A 16,578-nucleotide genomic window follows, 5' to 3' on the forward strand; every position below is an offset into this window, starting at 1 on the left:
AAAAGGGAAGGGCCGTTGCTCTTGCTCTCGAGGTTAGACCATCCGGAACACCTTGCGGAGGACCCACTCCGAAGTCAGGCCGAGGATGATCGTCGCATAGAGCAGGGGGGCGTCCCACAGTTCTTCGCGATCTTCCAGGGTGCGCGTGACTTCGCGCATCGCAATCGCGTCGTCGAGCTTGCTGATCGTGGGTAGGTCGAAGACCTTCCCTTTGGTGAGCCGGGCGAGGTCGGCCAGGAGCGGCCGGTTCAGCGACGGCTCGTCGATCTCCCGCCTCGGCGGCTCGACGCGGAAGGTCGTGGTCGAGACCCGGACGGAGGACCCCTCCTCCGCGCCTGTGGCCGGGGTGATCTTCAGCGAGTACGACCCTGCCTTCTCGGCCGGGAAGGTCGCGGTGAGCAACTCGGCGTCGTCGATCGCCCGTTCGAAGTGGATCGGCTCGGCCGGCTGGTCGCCAATCTCGAGCTCGGCGGCCAGGCCGGCGGCCTCGGCCACGGCGGCGGCCTCGGTGAACCGGACCCCGACCGTGACCTGATCGCCGACCCGATAGGCTGATTTGCCCAGGTGGACCTGGAATGGGAACCGTCCCCCGAGCGCCTTGTTCCGGCCGACGCGGTCGACCAGCCGGGCCCAGAAGCCGTCGAAGTAGTCTTCCGAGAGATAACGCCAGCGGTAGGTGCTGTCGAACCCGATGAAGACGGTTCGCCCCGGCCCGTACAGTTGCGAGGCGAGCAAAACGTGCCGCCCGTACTGGTTCTGCATCCGGGGGTCGCCGTGGCGGGCGAGGACCGTCGCCCCGGGGCGGGCCCGGGTGACCGGGAAGCTCCAGTACATGCCGGGCAGGCTCGTCAGGATCGCCCGGTTGCGGATCGGGTCGGAGTTGAACTCGAAGATCGGGTCGCCCCGGCCCTCGGGCGTCAGCTCGAGCAGGTAGGTGGTTTGCGTGCTCAGGCGGACTTGCGCCTCGGTCCGGAAGAGGCCGGGCTCGCGGACGACGGGGAGGAGGCGGGTCCATTGCCCCCCTTCGGACTCGGCGTCGTCGGTCTCGAAGAGTTGCTGGGAGTACAGCTCGCCGGGGACGAAGATCAGGCCGCCCCCTTCCTTGCCGACGAAGTTCATGATCATCTCGGGCCATTGGGCGCCGAGGGCCCGCATGTCCGGGTCGACCAGGAGGAGGGCGTCGTAGCGGCCAAGTTCGGCCGCGTCGCTGGGCAGGCGCTGGATGGGCCGGTCGCCTCCTTGCTTGTAGCCCGGGTCGGCGTGTTGCAGCCAGATGCCGGACTCGACGTGCTGGTCGCGCTGAAGGGCGTTGCGGAGGAACTGGAACTCGGCCGACGGCGAGCCGGCGATCATGAGGAGCCGGATCTGCTGGCGGACGACCCGGACCGGGGTGGTCGCGACGTTGTCCTCCAGGGTCAGCTCCGGGCCGGCGTCGCCGACCCGGGCGCGGAACTCATACTGGCCGACCACCTTGGGGGTGATCCGGAACGTCGTCCGCTTGAGGACGCCGTCTTCGCCCAGCGCCACCCGCTGGTCGCCGATCGTTTCCCAGTCGTTGTCGTTGATCCGTTGTTCCAGGGTCACCGTCCCCTCGGCGTCCTTGAGCCCGCGCGCTTCGATCATGACGCCGACCGTCATCGGGTCACGGGCGAAGACGACCGGGCTGGCTTCCACCTCGGCGAGCCGGACGTTCCTCGGCCCTTCCTCGGCCCCCGCCGCGATCGGGAAGACCGGGATCCCCTGGCGGATCGCCGCTTCCACCGCCTTGAGCGGATCTTCCCCCGCGTTCGATCGCCCGTCGGTCACCAGCACGATCCCGGCCACGGGTCGACCTCGGTGGGACGCCAAAACGTCCCGGAGCGCATCCCCCAGCGGCGAGACCCCTCGGTTCGGCTTGAGGTCGTCGAGCTTCTTGTTGCGCGAAGGGCTACTGGCGGTCCCGCTCCGGACCCCTGCCTCCAGGTCGGAGAGAAAGACTTCCCGCCCGCGCCCGAGCTTCGCCAGGTTGGGGCGGAGCGACGCCTTGATGAGGTCGAGCCTCGGTGTCTCCCGGAGCCGGTCGACGGGCGACTTCCCCCCCTCCGACCGGAGTTCGAGCGCGGCGGCGACCTCGGCCGCCTTCGTTTCGTCGGTGTACGGGTCGGCGAACTTCATGCTCTCCGAGTCGTCGATGATGATCGGCAGGTGCGACGGCACGGTCTCGCGGCGGACGGTGATCAGGACCGGCTCGATGAGCATGACCGCGACCGCGACCAGGACGAGCAGGCGGAGGCCGACCAGCAGGGTCCGCCTCGACTGCGAGAGGTCGCGCCGTTCGCGGCGGTAGAGCTTCCAGAGGAGGGCGGTAAGCGCCACGGCCGCAATGAGGACGGCCAGCGCCGCGCTCCCTTCGGGCAGGGCGGACAGCTCCAGCCGGGTGCTGCCTCCGGGCGCAACCTCGCCGGGCGATCGGTCGATTCCCAGGAGCCACTTCCAGATGCTGCTCATAACCCTCCGCCTGACTGAGAAAGATAAATATCGGGATGGCGCGGCCGGCCGTCAGCCATTTAGCGCGAGCGGCCGACCCAGGTCGCCAGGATCGGTTCCAGAATCAGGAGCGCGAGGAGCCCCCAGGCGAGCTGATGCCAGACTTCCTGGCCGGTCGCCGAGAACGCGTCGATGCCGTCGCCCCGGGCCGAGGCGACCTCCAACTTCAAGGGCTGCAAGAGTGCCTTGAGGTCTCGCTCCTTGATCCGAGCGAGTGCACTCTCACGGCGGTCCGGGTTGGCGGCGAAGAGGTCTTGCTGGGTGCCGAGCGGCCCTTCGTCCCAGGTCAGGCGGTAGAGCCCGGCCCGTCGGGTGTCGGGCAGGTCGATCGCCACGGCCGGTCCGAGGTCGTCCGCCGCTTTGTCGGCGAGCGGGACGGCTGCCAAGGCTTGCGGCTCGCCGGTGCCGGGCGGGCTCACCTTGGCGTTGACGACTTGCTGGCTCGAGCGAACGACCCGTCGGGGCCGATCGCCGGCTGTCACCGTGTTCGCCAGCGAGGTGGGCCGCGCGGTGCCGCGCACGGCCTCGCGGACGGCCAGCACGAAGCTCGGCTCGATCGGCCAGTCGTTCCCGGCGCGGTCGGCTGTGCTCGTCCAGAAGAGGACCCGGCCGTCGCCGACGACCCGCTCAATGATCGCAGGCGAGCGGGCCACGTCGTTCCAGCGGGCGAGCACCCGCACCTTCGCCTCGTCGGCCTCATCCCCGACCGTCATGATTTGCCGGGCCGTCACCCGTTCGAGCGCGGAGGGCCGCAGCTCAAGCAGTTTCTCGATCGGCGAGGGCCGCACCGGCTCGATGAACAGGCCGCGAATCTCGCCGTCGACTTGTGCCTTCAAGGGGAGCGGGAGCAGCTTCTCGCCGGTCCGATAGAGCAGGTCGTTGTAGAGCCCGTGATCGAGCTTGGCCCCCGTGAAAATCATGAGCCCCATGCCCCCTCGGACGAGGCGGGCCAACTGGGTCGCCTGCTCGGCCGTGGGCGCGGCGACGTTCGCGAGGACGAGGACGTCGGCCGGTTCGAACCGGGGGGAGAGGAAATCCTCCTCCTGCACCGTCTCGACCCGCCAGGCTTCGGCGTCGCCGACCCCGATCGAGAGCGGGGCGGCGAGGTAGTCAACCTCGGAGCCGAACGGTTCCGACGACGGCTCGCCGTCCACCAGGCGGATCAGGAGCGAATCCTTCACCGGGACCGCGGCCCATTGCTGGTTGTCCCCCGGCAGCTCGTCCTCGGGGAGTTGAAGCGAAACGTCGTGCGGCCCGCTGCCGGGAAAGCGGACCGTCAGCGGCACCTTCGCGGTCTGCCGAGGCGCGATCTCAGGGAGGGTCAGCTCGATCGGCCGGTCGTCCACCCGGAGGATCGCCTTGGCCCCCGTGATCACGCGTGGGGAGGCGTTGCGGATCAGGGCTTCCCAGCGGCTCTCCGCTCCCGCCAGGATTGTCCGGTCGAGCGGGACCAGGGATTCCAAAGCGACGTTCGCCACCTCGTCGGCTCCGACGTCGACGATGCGGACGTGCAGCCCTTGCTCATTCCAGCGGCGTGCGATCGCCGAGACGCCTGCTTCCCAGCCTGCTTTTCGCAGGTCGGTGATGATCGTGAGCTGCCGGGTGGGGTATGTGCACGATTGGAGGACTCCGTCGACCCCTTCCAGCACGGCCGGCCAGGCGGCGTGGGTCTCGGTCTGGGGGATCGAGAGGGCGTCCCCCGACAGTTCCTCCCGGCGAGTCCCTTCGACTTCCAGGAAGACCGGGGTGCGCGGGGCTGAGGACGCCACGAGCGTGCAGCGGTCCCCCGGCCGGGTGGCGGCGAGGAGGGCGGCGGCCACTTCGCGAGCGCGATGGAAGGCCGGGGGGCCGTCGGAGACGTAGCCCATGCTCAGCGAGTCGTCCACCAGGATGACGTGGCTGGTCCGCCCACCGCCACCGAGCCAGCGCTCGAGGCCGGTCGGGTTGACCAGCGGGCGGGCGAGAAAGAAGAAGAGCAGGACCGGCAGGGCGATCCGGAGGAGGAGCAAAAGCAGTTGCTCGATCTGGATCCGTCGCCGGTTGCGCTGAATGGTGAGCTTGAGGTAGCGCATCGGCGCCCACTCCACCCGGCGGAACCGGCGGCGGTTCAGCAGGTGGATGATGATGGGAATGACGCCCAGCAACGCGCCCCAGATCAGCAGCGGACTCAAGAATGTGAACATAAGGGTCAGCCCCGCCCGCCTGTTCCGCCCGCTTCCTGCCGAGCGTGCAGGAACGAGCTGAGCGACACGCTCAAGGGGGTGTCGGTGAAGAACCGGACGTGGTCATAGCCCCGTGCGCCGCACTCTTTGCTCACGCCGTCGAGGAACTCGTCCATCGCGCGGCGGTAGGCCAGGCGGAACGCGCCGGGCTCGGCGTAGAGTTCTTCGTCCCCTTCGATGTCGCGGAAGAGGGTGGGGCCGTCGAACGGCAGCTCGATTTCGTCGCGGTCGAGCACTTGCAAGACAAGCACCTCGTGGCCTTGGAACCGCAGTCGATTGAGGCTGTCGTACACGGCCTCGAGGTCCGTGAACAGGTCGGAGACGATGACGAGCAGGCCGCGCCTGCGAATCCGCCCTGCGAGCGAGCGGAGCATGCCGCCGAGCTCGGTCTTCCGGGCCGGCACGCAGCCTTCCAGAAGGCCCGACATCACGGTGACCTGCGACTGGGTCGCGCTGGGGGCGAGCACGGTCCCCGCGTCCTCGTCGAACAGGACGAGGCCGACCGGGTCTTGCTGCCGGGCCAGGAGCATCGCCAGCGTGACGACCAGGGTGGCGCCGTAGTCGAACTTCGAGAGCGCGGCCTTGGAGCCACGGTAGTTCATCGACGCGCTGGCGTCGACGACGAACGTGACTCGAGCGTTGCTCTCTTCTTCATATTGTTTGATGTAGTGGCGGTCGGACCGGGCGAAGACCCGCCAGTCGAGCCGGCGGAGGTCGTCGCCGGGGGTATATTCCCGGTACGACGCGAACTCGATGTTGAACCCGTGGAAGGGGCTGCGGTGTTGGCCGCTGATCCCCCCCTCGGCGAGCCGTCGCGAGCGTAGCGTCAGGTCGGCGATCTGGGCGATCGTGTCAGGATCGGAATACGTCCGCGACGGCGGCATCGGCGGCTCCCTTCCGGACCGGGATGTCTTCCAGGAGTCTCTTGATGATCGAGTCGCTCGACTCGCCCGCCGCCTGCGCGTTGTAGTTGATCACGATCCGGTGCCGGAGCACCGGCCGGGCCACCGTCTGGATGTCGTCGATCGAGACGCTGGGCCGCCCCGCCAGGGCTGCGCGTGCCTTCGAGGCGAGGATCAGGGCTTGCCCCGCGCGGGGCCCCGCGCCCCAGGAGACCCAGTCGCCGATGTACTTGGGGCCGCCGTGGGCAGGGCCGCGCGTCGCCCGGACCAGGTCCATCGAGTAGTCGATGCACTGGTCGGAGACCGGCACGCGCCTGACCAGGCGTTGCAGGCTCGCGATCCGTTCGCCGGAGATCAGCGGGGTGATTTCCGGCTGTTCCACGCCGGTGGTGATCCGGTAGATCCGCCGTTCTTCCTCGGGCGTCGGGTAGTTGATGAAGATCTTGAAGAGGAACCGGTCGAGCTGGGCTTCGGGGAGCGGGTAGGTCCCTTCCTGCTCGATCGGGTTCTGGGTCGCCAGGACGAAGAAGGGGTCGGGGAGGGGGTGGCGGTGGCCGCCGACGGTCACCTGCCGTTCCTGCATCGCTTCGAGCAGGGCGGCCTGGGTCTTTGGGGGCGTCCGGTTGATTTCGTCCGCCAGGATCAGGTTGGCGAAGATCGGGCCGTGGACGAACCGGAGTTCGCGGGCCCCGGTGGTCCTGTCTTCGTAGAGGACCTCGGTGCCCGTGATGTCGCTGGGCATCAGGTCGGGCGTGAACTGGATCCGGTTGAACTCGAGCGAGAGCGACCGCGCCAGCGAGTTGACCATCAAGGTCTTGGCGAGGCCGGGCACCCCTTCGAGGATGCAATGCCCCCGGGCGAAGACGGCAATCAGCAGTTGATCGACGACGTCGTCCTGCCCCACGATCTGCCGGGCAATTTGCTGGCGGATCTGCTGGTGGGCGGTGCGCAGTTCGTCCAGTTCGGCGAGGTCGAGATCCTCGGTCGCGGTACTCAAGATCGCGTCCCCTTCTCAGCGCTGGAAGACAGGTAGGTATTTGTACGGAAGTTGCAGGATGACGACGGCGATCGAGGTCCCGTAGACCTGCCCGATCCCATCGCCGTTCCACGAGCCGTCGCCCCCCTGCATGGCGATCAGCTGGTCGCGGGTGGCCGGGAAGTACTGATCCCAGTACTCATCGCCCGCCATGTAGAACCCCTGGGCGGCGTAGAGGTGGGAGTAGAAGGCATGCCCTCCTCCCTTGTTCCACCCCTCGTTGGCCCGGAACTGGCCCCAGACGTATTTCAGGCAGTCGGTCGCGATTGGGCTCTCGAACTGGCCTGCGTTGTAGAGGGTCGCCACGGCGGCGGCCGAGATGGCGAGCCGGGGCCCGCCGCCGGCGGAGAGCGAGTACTGGATCCCCCCTTCGGGCGTCCGGCACTTTTCGAGGTAGTTCATCGACTCGTCGATCACGGCTTTGGGGACGAGGAACCCGGCGTTCTGCGCGGCCCGGAGCGCCTGGACCTGGGTCACCGTGACCGACCCTTCGTCGCCGCCGCCGGGGATGTAGGTCCAGCCCCCTGCGCCGCTCTGCCCCTGGCTGGTGAGCGTCACCGCCTTGCGGATCGTCTCGGCGACCTGGCGGCGGAGCGACTCCTTGGTGATCATGCCGTAGACCGACGCCAGGAACATCAGGGCGAAGCCGTGCCCGTGCATCGGCTGGCCGCTGTCCTGCGAAGGCCCGGTAATCAGGCCGGTCGGCGTGGTGCAGCGGACGAGGAATTCGACGGCCCCCTGGAGGTTCCGCGAGTACTTGCCCCGGGTCGGCGAGTTGCCGTGGGCGAGGAGGGCCGTCCCGGCCAGGCCGGTCATGGCGACCGGGTACGCCTGGCCGCCGCCCGTGTTCCACGACCCGTCGTCAGCCTGCTGGGCGGCGAGGTAGTCCAACCCCTTGGTCACCGCCCGCAACGCCTCGGGCGTGACGTGCTTGGGGAGCACTTCTTTCTCGTCCGCCAGAAGCGAACGGGCCACGAGCGGGCCGAAACCGAGTCCGCACCCGAGCAGGCCCAACCCCGCTCCGGCCAGGGGGGCCGCGCCGCAGCTCTTCAAGAAGGCGCGGCGGGCGAGCCCCGCGCCTGATCGCCAATCGCCATGCGGGTCGTGGCGGCTCATTGGGTCGAGGCCCTCCCGGTTTCCACCGGAATCGGCGCGGAGTCGAAGCGGACCATCAGCACAACCCGCACCGGGATCTCCTGGAACTTCGCCGATTCCAGCCGCTTCTGCTTCGGCGTCTCCTCCTCTTGGGGGATCCCGTAGTTGTACATGGGCGTCTCCCGATCGCCCGGCGACATGGTGACGCGGACCCCGCTCACCGGCCCGAGCTTGAGGCGGCTCAGCTTCGCCAGGCGTTGCGCTCGGGCTTCGGCGTCGGCGATCGCCTTGCCGTAGGCCTCTTCCTCCAGTTGATCGAAGTCGTCAAGGATGAAGCGGACGAGCCCGTTGGACTGGTTGTATCGACCGTAATAATAGGCCGCGAAGGGGTCCTGTGTGGCCCCGACCTTCCCCCCCGCGTCCTGGGCGACGTCGAGCAGCTTGGCCACGAGCTGCAACAGGGCTTCCTCATCCAGCTTGCGGATATCCGCGCACTTGATGATGAGCTTGCGGGTAAGCTGGACTTCCGTCTTGGCCTTGCGGCTGGGCTGGGAGTCGAAGAAGTAGGGGTTCATCTGGGCCCCCTTCTGGTCGACGTTCAGGCCGCGCTCTTCCACGGTGACGTTGTCGAGCTTCAGCGCGACGAACGCCTCCTGGAGCCGGCGCTTGGCGTCCCTGTATTTGACGATCGCGTCGGCGGTCAGTTCCGAGGACGCGGAGACCTCGATATCGATCTCCAGCCGGTTCGGCTTGGCCGAGACCGTCCCTTTGCCCGTGACGGCGAGCCCCTGGAGGTTCCCCCCCGATGGGTCCGCGATGAACTGAGCCCAGGCCGGGCGCGACGCCCCGGTGAGGGCGAGCGCCACGACGATGACCACGATGCTCGACCTAGTCATCCGATATCCTCGTCTTGGGGGTCGCCGCGCCCGCGTCGACACCACCGTCGGCCACGGCCGCGGTCGTCGCAATGGGGTAGGCCGAGATGGTGCGGTTGGTGACCGCCAGAAGTAAAGGGCCGCTCAAGTACAAGTTGCCCCCGTCCGCGCCGGTGTCGTCGCCACGGAAGATCCGCCGGACCTGGCCCGTGCGGGGGTCGATCTCGAAGATTCCACGCGGGGTGAGCTGCCAGATCCCCCCCGCCCGGACGAGCACGTCCCCTTCCGAGCTCCCCCCCGGCAGGCGGGTCGCCCAGAGCAGTTTTCGCGTCTGTAAGTCCAGGGCGCTGATTTCGGGGCCGCCGAGGAAGAGGGCCTGGTCGTCGACCCCGAGGATCCGCGCCGACTTGGCGATCGGCCGGTCCCAGAGGACTTTCATCTGGTCCGCATCGAGGGCGTAGATCTGTTCCGACTTCGCCCCTTTGGCGAGCAGGGCCGGGCCCGAGCGGAGCGGCGCTCCGCTGCTGGAGATCGACTCGGTCGGCATCGGCCCGAAGAAGAAGAACCGGTTCATGGCGTTGGGTGGATCCGTCTTGTAGCCGTACCCCCAGTCGAGGTCGCCCGATTCGGCGTCGAGCCGCGCCAGGACGCCGACGTGGGTATCGACGTAGACCGCCCCGGCCTGGTGAAACAGCTTCGGCTGTGGCGACGTGTCGGGCATGCCGTAATAAGAATACTGCTGCCCCTGCCGGAACACCCCGACCTCGGTCTTCCAGAGCAGCTTGCCGTCGCGGGCCCGGATCGCCAGGACGTACTGATGCGACTGGCCTTGCTGCTGGTTCATCGAGGTCTTGGCGACGACGAAGAGCGTGTCGCCGACCAGGATCGGCGTCCCCCCCAGGTCGACCTGGGCGTAGTCGGGCAGGTCGGTCGACTGCCAGACGACGTCCCCCCCGTCCGTGCGCCGGCAGACCAGGCGGAAGGGGGCCATCTGGTTCGGGTCTTTCAGATCCCGGGTCAGGGCCCAGACATGGCTTTTCGAGGCCACGACCGTGAACCGGGTCGGGTCGACCATCCGGGTCTGATTCTGCGCGGCCGGGATCTCGATGTTGTGGAACGAGGCCGACCGCCAGATCAGCTTGCCCGTCTTGAGGTCGATGGCGAAGAGGTGCCCGAGGTAGTTGGCGTAGAGCGTCGACCCCTCGACCGCGACGGTCGGGACCGCGGCGCTCAGGGGGTTCGCATTCCACTGGACCAGCTCGGCGGGCGTCATGCCGGCGATCACCGACTCGCTGAAGCGCATTTGCCAGTCGGCGGGGACGACTCGCGTGAGGTCGAGCCCGGGCGCCGTCGCTGCGCTGGAGTGGGCTGTTTGCGGGTTCTTCGCCGTCCCGTCGCCCAGGAAGCGGGCCAGGTGCTCGGCGGCCGGCGCGGATTGCCCGCCGATCGTGACTTTCTCACCGGCGTAGCGGTCGGCCAGGTCGTGCCGGAGCACGCTGATTTCCGAGTGCCGCCCTGCGCGGGAGAGGGCCAGGGCCGCCTTGACCGCGATCAGGGCCGGGGAGAGGTCGGTATCGGGTCGTTCGCGGAGCACCGCCAGCCAGCAGTCGGCCGCGCGGTCGAACCGGCCCATTTCGAAGTAGAGGTCGCCCAGGCGATCGGCCGCGTTGTCGCCGACGGTCGTGGGGAAGTAGGCGGAGTAGAGCCGTTCGAGCGTTTTCAGCTCGTTCGGGCCGTCGGCCTCGTCGAGTAGCTTCTTGGCTTCGTCGTCGTAGAAGAGGCGGTAAGCCACCTGCCCCTCGGGCGAGAGCTCGCCGAGCGCCTCGCGCCGCTTGCGGGCAACCGGAATGATGAAGCCCTTTTGGCCGTCGACGAAGCGGAGGGCCTGTGCCTCGGGAATCTCATAGAGCGACTTCAACGCCCGTTCCCAGGCCCCTCGTCTGCGGAACCGATCGTAGTCGTCGAACGCTTCCTTGACCTCGCTGGAAGCCGGCGGCATCTGGAGCGGACGATCCGGCCGGTCGTTCGTGACCTTGTCGGCCTCGTCCGCCTTCTCCTTGGCCTGCCCGAGCGCGAGCATCGGTAGCCACAAGAGTGTCATGATCGTAAGACGTACGACTTTCATGTCACCCCATTGCGCTTTTGAGGATACGTGGACTGAAAACCGCTTCTTGGCATGTTTCGAGCCGTCGGAGCCGACGGACTGCGAGCCAACCGAATTCGCCTTTGGCCACGATCAGATGTTTTTGATCGACTTCCGGATGCTCGTCTTACTGTCGTCGAAGGTCGGAGTCAATTGCAAGTGAATTCCTTAAGAAATCTCAACGCCCCGCTTCAAGCCGCCCCTCGGATTCCTCTTCCGGGCTATTCCTTGCTGGCGGTCGACCACGTCTAACTCCTTTGGAGAAATTGTCTTGGGGACGCGGCCTTGCGGTCATCCCTGGAGGGCCGGAATTCCATTTTCCGAAGATGTGTCGGACGCGTATTCCATTGGAGTCCGGATCTGACGCGGATCCTGTTGCAAGGGATTGTGATGTATTCGCGCGGTTTCCGCAACGACTCCGTTCCCTTTCCTTCCGAAGACAGGGGAATATGGGCCCCGCCTGCATTCCGGCCTTGGCGCTGAAGGTTCTGTCGGTCTATCCCAAGGCATTTTCGAAAACGGCTCTTGCCCGGCGACGACGGATTCGTGGATGGTTGACCGAGCTCCGTCGGATTCATCACGGATGGCTGTCTTTGGTTGAATTGAAGTATTGCATTTCGCGGATGTGCTGTTTTGATCCGGTCCCTCTCTTTCTTCCTCTCCTACCCTGGGACCGCGGGCGCCCCGCCCGCTCTTCAATTTAGTTTTATTGGATTTGAACTTGAATTTAAATCAACAAAAGAGCGGGCGGGTCGCCCGCGGTCCCAGGGGAATGAAATGGAAGAGTGGGCAGGGGTGATTGGGCTCCTCAAAAACAGGGCTTTCGCTCACAGGTTCAGTCCCGTTCGTGGCACCCAGGGCCCGTAGCCCTTCAAAGGAAGACCATGTCCAACGACTTAGGGTTTTCCTTTGGCTAGGGTGGCTGGGCCACTCGACATGAAGACGGACGTCTCAACATGAAAGTATTTCGCGAATGCCTCAATGTGCCGGCGGTTCAGGGTCCGCTTGCCCGCTAGGACCTCCGAGATGGTCGAAACGGCAACCCGCGTTTCTTCGGCGACCTTGGACAGGGTCACCTGCCGGGACTCGATCAGGAATCGCAGCATGTCCGTGTCGGAGACAGGCGGCATCGGATGATGCTCAGTCTCATACTTCCGGATCAGGTCGCCCAGAACATCGAGGTAGTCTTCTTCGTCGGATGCGAGCTTGTCTCGGTCAATCAGGCCGTTGACTATCTCGATCGCCTCATCGAGTTCCGGCTCGGACCGGAGCGGGCGGAGCGGAAAGCGACGGATGAGCTCGAGATATCGCGTCCCAGCACGCGAAGCGGACCTGGTTTTCGTTTTGGCGGTCATTCGGGCTTGTCCTTACGTTGGGGCGCCTTCGTTTTGGACTGGTGCCTTGGTGGCGATGGCTTTTCCTTCCATTGGCCGCGGTCGTATTCGGGGTGTGTCAGGACGTGGCGAACGAACACCTTGCCACGGTTGGTGTGAACGGCAACGATCAGGCGATATCTGTTCTCACCGATATTGAAGACGGTCAGGTCGCCGACAAGGTCGGCGTGTGGGATCGCTTCTCGCACGTCAGCGAACGTCTTCCACTTGGCTTGGTTCACAACCCGGCTCCAGGCGCGAAGTGGCGCCTCCGAGTCGGGGTGGACTACCCAGAACTCTCGCAACATCTTTTCCGAGATGACGTGCATCGGGTGGTCTCAAGATGGGGAAATGAAGTGCGGGAGCCATGCGACTGTTCCTTCCAAAGGTTGGTCCATCGAACGAGCCAAGCTGCCGGCTTGCCTTTATTGTTGTGGTTTCGCGAACCGCGAAAAGTCAATCGCGATTTTCGCGATTTGCGAAAAGGGCTTTGCCTTCCCATTGTAGAAGTCAGGTGCGAATGCTGTTGCTGAAAAATTCTGTTTTTTAATTTTTCATATTTTTGTTTGTTGTTTTTGTTGTAGCCTTGTTTTGCCCCGGTTCGCGTTGACCCGGGGGCGGGTCTGTGCTTCGATGGCGCCGGCGTTTCGCAGGGTGGCGACGCCTGGACTCCTGAAGCGATCCGAATGACCTCCAACTCCCGAGTCGATTTGCGGGTCCCCTTCGTCGAGAAGGAGGATGCCAAGGCCCTCGGGGCACGCTGGGATTCCCAGAAGAAGCTCTGGTACGCCCCGCCGGGAGCCGATCTCGAGCACCTCGAACGTTGGGTGCCCAAAGACGCCAGACTTCCTATGTTCTCGGTTTTGAGCGAGAACGTAAGCGCAAGTGTGAGCGTTGCCGAGGAATCCGAGAAGGGGATCTCCCTCACGGATTTGTTGTCGCAGGTGCGCGGGGCGATTGAGGAGCGGATGCCGGAGGCGGTCTGGGTCCGGGCCGAGATTAGCGAGCTGTCGGGGAAGAACGGGAACCTCTACCCGAAGCTGACCCAGCGCAACGAGCAAGGCGATATCCTCGCGCAGTCGAAGTCGGTGATCTGGAGGAGCAGGGCGGGGGCGATCCACCAGAAGTTCATGGAGGCGACCGGCGAGGGTTTGAAGCCCGACATCAAGATCCTTTGCCTGGTCAAGGTCCGGTTCGACCCGCTGTTCGGCCTCGACCTCATCATTGAGGACGTCGACCCGTCCTACACCGTGGGGGATCTCGCCGCCAAGCTGGCCCGGATCCGGGAATGGCTGGTCAGGGAGGATCTGTATGGACGGAACCAGGGGCTCCCCGCCCCGGTCGAGTTCGTCCGGGTCGCCGTCATCAGCCCCGAGAGTTCGGCGGGCCTGGGCGATTTTCGTCGCGAGACCGACCGGCTCCATCAGGCGGGGCTCTGCGAGTTCCTCTTCTTCGGGGCGACGTTTCAAGGGGTGAATGCCCCGTCCTCGATCCGGACTGCGATCAATGAGGCCCTCGCCGCCCACCGCCAGCGCCCGTTCGACGTGCTCGTGATCATCCGAGGGGGCGGGTCGGTCACCGACCTGGCCTGGCTCAACGACCTCGAGCTGGCCCGGCTCGTCTGCCTCGCGTCGATCCCGGTGCTGACCGGGATCGGGCACGAGCGGGATTCGACGATCCTCGACGAGGTGGCCCATCGCCGGTTCGACACGCCGTCCAAGGTCGCCCTCTTCATCGCCGCCACGATCCGGGACAACGCCCTGGCGGCGGCCTCCGCGCTCGCCCAGATCAAGCTGCAAGTCGCCCGCATCCTCAGCCGCGAACGCACGGCCCTCGCCACCCAGGCCGATCGGCTCGACGTCGGCGTCCGGTCGATGATCCAGCAGGCGGAGGACGACCACCGCAAGTTCCTGGCTGTCGTCCGCACGGCCACCCATTTCCAGCTCCGCGAGGCGAGCCAGTCCCTCGAAACGGGCCTGGTCCGCCTGGTCGACCAGGCCGAGCAAACGCTCAGCGAGGCGGAATTCACGCTCAGGCAGTCGGTGGAGTCAGTCACGCATCGCGCTCAACTCCAGCTTGGCGTCCAGGCCGCGATGATCGAGCGGGCGGCCAACGCCGTTGCGCTCCAGGCCACGGCGAAGGTGGAGGCGGTGGCCGCCGAGCTCGAGCATTGCCAGGCTCAGATGGCCAGGGACGCGGGCCGCTGGGTCAAGACGGCCCGGGGCGACCTGGAGGAGTCCCTCGCCGACGTCGCCGGGCGGGCGGTCGCGACGGCCGAGGCCGCCAAGAAGGGGGTCGAGACCTACGCCCGGATCGTCGTCGGGCTGGGGCCGCAAGCCACGCTCAGCCGAGGCTTCTCCATCGTCCGCGACACGGCCGACCGGCCCATCACGAGCCGGGCGGAGGCGCTCAGGAATGCGGAATTCACCGTGCAGTTTCACGACGGGAACGTGCCGGTCGCAAATCGAGACTTCGAGGGGAGACCTGTTTCATGAACGGCGACCTGGACAGCACCAGCTTCAACAAGAACTACAAGGTTTTGAAGGAAACGGCCGACTGGCTCTCCAGCCAGAACGAGCCGGACATCGACCAGCTCGTCCCGAAAGTCGAGAAGGCGATGAAGGCGTACACGATCTGCAAGGACCGGCTGGACAAGGTGCAGGCCACCCTCGGGCAATACTTCCAGCCGGATGGGACCGTGGCCGAATCGCCGGCCTTGATCGAGGGAGAAGGCCGGGCGAGAAAAGCGAGGAAGTCAAGCAGGCCCGAACCGGAGCGGGACGACGAAGACCTCTCGCTCTGAGGGGCGAGCCCGGCCTGTCGTCTGAGAACCAGGCAAACCATGCTGATGTTTTGCCCATTTTCCCTGCCCACCAAAAAAAAAGTTCGGATTGAACCCTGAGTGGTTTTTTCGGTCGCCTCGATCGACCTCGAGTATTCCCTGGGACCGCGGGCGGGGCGCCCAATGGCACTTACTTTCTCGATTTCAGACCGCGTTTGCGTGGTCGCAGTGGGAATTTTCTGCGGCGGGCGATCACCTCACGCGGGTAGTGTCGGCCAGGGCGATTCGCGAGCTTACACTGGCCAGACATCCTCAGAACCAAGTCGATCCGCTCTTGGATCTTCGCGGGGTCCGTGGTATCCAGCGACTCCAAGAGCAAGACCTTCACTAACGACCATACCCGGTTGAAGCTCAATCGCCGCGGCGCGATCTCGACCCGAGCCGCAGCCATCCGGCGAATCAGATTCGCCATGTTATAGGCCACTGTCGCCGAGGCCAGTTCCTTCGCGACCATCTCCGTGGATCGGCCACGCATCTCTTCCAAGCGAAGCGTCCGCTTCAAATCACGCAGATCGGTTTCGATATTTTGCCGCTGGCCATAGATCGCGGCGAGCTCGCACCCCTCGTCAGGGAGCCGACTCACAAGCCACAGCGTCAGCTTCTCGGAAATTCGAACCTCGTGCAACCACACCCGCAACGTTGCATCGGCCGGCCATTGTGGGTTCGACTTGCGTTCCCAGCGGTTGGGCTGCCAAGTTAGTTCCCACTGGTCCTTGCCCTGGGCTTTCCCTTGGCGCACCATCGACCGAAATCGCTTCTCAGTCAACCGCAACACGAAGTCGTGGCCCGCCTGGTTGGCTAACCAGGCAACGCGAAGACGCCAAAATTCCGGTCGGCGATCAACACGGAGCCGACCGGAAGTCGCGGCATCAAACCGGCCGACAATGGGACTTCGCCAATCGCGGCCGGGCCATACATTGCCCCCACTTCCGGACGCACGGTCACACCGCTGGATAACTCGTGGGCCGCTACCAAGTGGAGGATCGGCCAGTGCGATTCTCCGTGTTGATTGCGGGCCGGCGGATACGTTTTGCGCAAGGCGTCAGTGGGTGCCAAAGAGAGCGTGGAACCGTCCACAAGAAACGCGTTACGCCCTTTCACCGATGGCGGAGACTTGGCGATTAAGGCTGCAGAAACCTCGTCAGCCGCCCGTTGAGCCATCTCCACGGGCAGCCGATCTCGCGCTCGCGAAAACCCACCCGTGTTGGCCGAGAACGATTTCTCACGGGCCCGCTTGTTATCAGGGAGCACATCTGCACTTAATCGAGCCAACTCTCCCACAGCGGTGGCCATCGTTGCATTGCAGGTCAACCGTTGATAGATCATCAGCCAGACAACGACCCAAGGCGTGAACACGGTCGAGAGCGTGGGCGGTTTCTGAGCATGCAGGACATCCGGTGGGACCAAGCGATGGAACATCCGAACCGCCTCACCCAAATCGACGACAGCGGGTGATTCCTGGTCATGGTTCATGCGAGGTACTCCCAAAAAATAGGAGTTCATGGCGCAAAAAACGTGCCAGAGGTGCCCCTTATTGCAGGATTGGCGAAAGTAAGTGCCATTG

13 protein-coding genes are annotated in these 16,578 nt (G+C 65.6%); 2 read left to right on the forward strand and 11 right to left on the reverse strand.

Annotated elements, in window-relative coordinates; genetic code table 11:
* Positions 1 to 33: 33 nt before the first annotated feature.
* From SINAC_RS19570 to SINAC_RS19615, 9 genes are all read right to left on the reverse strand, one after another.
* Positions 34 to 2,487, reverse strand: coding sequence for a vWA domain-containing protein (locus tag SINAC_RS19570; protein ID WP_015247335.1), 2,454 nt, complete (start codon positions 2,485 to 2,487; stop codon positions 34 to 36).
* Between the two features lie 59 nt (positions 2,488 to 2,546).
* Positions 2,547 to 4,709, reverse strand: a complete 2,163-nt coding sequence (locus SINAC_RS19575; protein WP_015247336.1) for a BatA domain-containing protein — start codon at positions 4,707 to 4,709, stop codon at positions 2,547 to 2,549.
* Positions 4,710 to 4,714: 5 nt separating this feature from the next.
* Positions 4,715 to 5,632: a DUF58 domain-containing protein gene (locus tag SINAC_RS19580; RefSeq protein ID WP_015247337.1), complete on the reverse strand. Its 918-nt coding sequence runs from the start codon at positions 5,630 to 5,632 to the stop codon at positions 4,715 to 4,717.
* Complete coding sequence (locus SINAC_RS19585; RefSeq protein ID WP_015247338.1) at positions 5,601 to 6,647, reverse strand: AAA family ATPase; 1,047 nt, start codon at positions 6,645 to 6,647, stop codon at positions 5,601 to 5,603. The genes SINAC_RS19580 and SINAC_RS19585 overlap by 32 nt, the downstream gene beginning before the upstream one ends.
* A 15-nt stretch (positions 6,648 to 6,662) precedes the next feature.
* Positions 6,663 to 7,802: a prenyltransferase/squalene oxidase repeat-containing protein gene (locus SINAC_RS19590; RefSeq protein WP_015247339.1), complete on the reverse strand. Its 1,140-nt coding sequence runs from the start codon at positions 7,800 to 7,802 to the stop codon at positions 6,663 to 6,665.
* Positions 7,799 to 8,677 (reverse strand): SIMPL domain-containing protein, encoded by an 879-nt coding sequence (locus SINAC_RS19595; protein ID WP_015247340.1) that lies wholly within the window; start codon positions 8,675 to 8,677, stop codon positions 7,799 to 7,801. The genes SINAC_RS19590 and SINAC_RS19595 overlap by 4 nt, the downstream gene beginning before the upstream one ends.
* Entirely contained in the window at positions 8,670 to 10,781 is a 2,112-nt protein-coding gene (locus SINAC_RS19600) for an outer membrane protein assembly factor BamB family protein (RefSeq protein ID WP_015247341.1), read from the reverse strand. Before SINAC_RS19600 ends, SINAC_RS19595 begins: the two co-directional genes overlap by 8 nt.
* 914 nt (positions 10,782 to 11,695) lie before the next feature.
* Positions 11,696 to 12,154 (reverse strand): helix-turn-helix domain-containing protein, encoded by a 459-nt coding sequence (locus SINAC_RS19610; protein ID WP_015247343.1) that lies wholly within the window; start codon positions 12,152 to 12,154, stop codon positions 11,696 to 11,698.
* A complete protein-coding gene (locus SINAC_RS19615) occupies positions 12,151 to 12,501 on the reverse strand; it encodes a type II toxin-antitoxin system HigB family toxin (protein ID WP_015247344.1) in 351 nt (116 codons plus the stop codon). The genes SINAC_RS19610 and SINAC_RS19615 overlap by 4 nt, the downstream gene beginning before the upstream one ends.
* A gap of 357 nt (positions 12,502 to 12,858) precedes the next feature.
* On the opposite strand from SINAC_RS19615, the gene xseA reads away from it, so the two are divergent.
* Together xseA and xseB are read left to right on the forward strand one after the other, a co-directional pair.
* Positions 12,859 to 14,667, forward strand: coding sequence for an exodeoxyribonuclease VII large subunit (gene xseA, locus SINAC_RS38035; RefSeq protein ID WP_015247345.1), 1,809 nt, complete (start codon positions 12,859 to 12,861; stop codon positions 14,665 to 14,667).
* Complete coding sequence (gene xseB, locus SINAC_RS38425; RefSeq protein WP_015247346.1) at positions 14,664 to 14,975, forward strand: exodeoxyribonuclease VII small subunit; 312 nt, start codon at positions 14,664 to 14,666, stop codon at positions 14,973 to 14,975. Before xseA ends, xseB begins: the two co-directional genes overlap by 4 nt.
* A 169-nt stretch (positions 14,976 to 15,144) precedes the next feature.
* Here xseB and SINAC_RS41245 read toward each other — a convergent pair whose 3' ends face one another.
* On the reverse strand, positions 15,145 to 15,756 hold the full coding sequence (locus SINAC_RS41245) for a transposase (protein ID WP_044147214.1): 612 nt from the start codon (positions 15,754 to 15,756) through the stop codon (positions 15,145 to 15,147).
* Between the two features lie 56 nt (positions 15,757 to 15,812).
* Positions 15,813 to 16,487, reverse strand: a complete 675-nt coding sequence (locus tag SINAC_RS41250; RefSeq protein WP_044147219.1) for a hypothetical protein — start codon at positions 16,485 to 16,487, stop codon at positions 15,813 to 15,815.
* Positions 16,488 to 16,578: the final 91 nt, after the last annotated feature.

The organism is Singulisphaera acidiphila DSM 18658, from assembly GCF_000242455.2.
GTDB classification, from domain to species: domain Bacteria; phylum Planctomycetota; class Planctomycetia; order Isosphaerales; family Isosphaeraceae; genus Singulisphaera; species Singulisphaera acidiphila.

What these genes read in the sequence shown, in the direction of transcription:
- SINAC_RS19570 (WP_015247335.1), bottom strand. Translation starts at nt 2,487, where the DNA reads ATGAGCAGCATCTGGAAGTGGCTCCTGGGAATCGACCGATCGCCCGGC.
- SINAC_RS19575 (WP_015247336.1), bottom strand. Translation starts at nt 4,709, where the DNA reads ATGTTCACATTCTTGAGTCCGCTGCTGATCTGGGGCGCGTTGCTGGGC.
- SINAC_RS19580 (WP_015247337.1), bottom strand. Translation starts at nt 5,632, where the DNA reads ATGCCGCCGTCGCGGACGTATTCCGATCCTGACACGATCGCCCAGATC.
- SINAC_RS19590 (WP_015247339.1), bottom strand. Translation starts at nt 7,802, where the DNA reads ATGAGCCGCCACGACCCGCATGGCGATTGGCGATCAGGCGCGGGGCTC.
- SINAC_RS19595 (WP_015247340.1), bottom strand. Translation starts at nt 8,677, where the DNA reads ATGACTAGGTCGAGCATCGTGGTCATCGTCGTGGCGCTCGCCCTCACC.
- SINAC_RS19600 (WP_015247341.1), bottom strand. Translation starts at nt 10,781, where the DNA reads ATGAAAGTCGTACGTCTTACGATCATGACACTCTTGTGGCTACCGATG.
- SINAC_RS19610 (WP_015247343.1), bottom strand. Translation starts at nt 12,154, where the DNA reads ATGACCGCCAAAACGAAAACCAGGTCCGCTTCGCGTGCTGGGACGCGA.
- SINAC_RS19615 (WP_015247344.1), bottom strand. Translation starts at nt 12,501, where the DNA reads ATGCACGTCATCTCGGAAAAGATGTTGCGAGAGTTCTGGGTAGTCCAC.
- xseA (WP_015247345.1), top strand. Translation starts at nt 12,859, where the DNA reads ATGACCTCCAACTCCCGAGTCGATTTGCGGGTCCCCTTCGTCGAGAAG.
- xseB (WP_015247346.1), top strand. Translation starts at nt 14,664, where the DNA reads ATGAACGGCGACCTGGACAGCACCAGCTTCAACAAGAACTACAAGGTT.
- SINAC_RS41245 (WP_044147214.1), bottom strand. Translation starts at nt 15,756, where the DNA reads ATGGTGCGCCAAGGGAAAGCCCAGGGCAAGGACCAGTGGGAACTAACT.
- SINAC_RS41250 (WP_044147219.1), bottom strand. Translation starts at nt 16,487, where the DNA reads ATGAACCATGACCAGGAATCACCCGCTGTCGTCGATTTGGGTGAGGCG.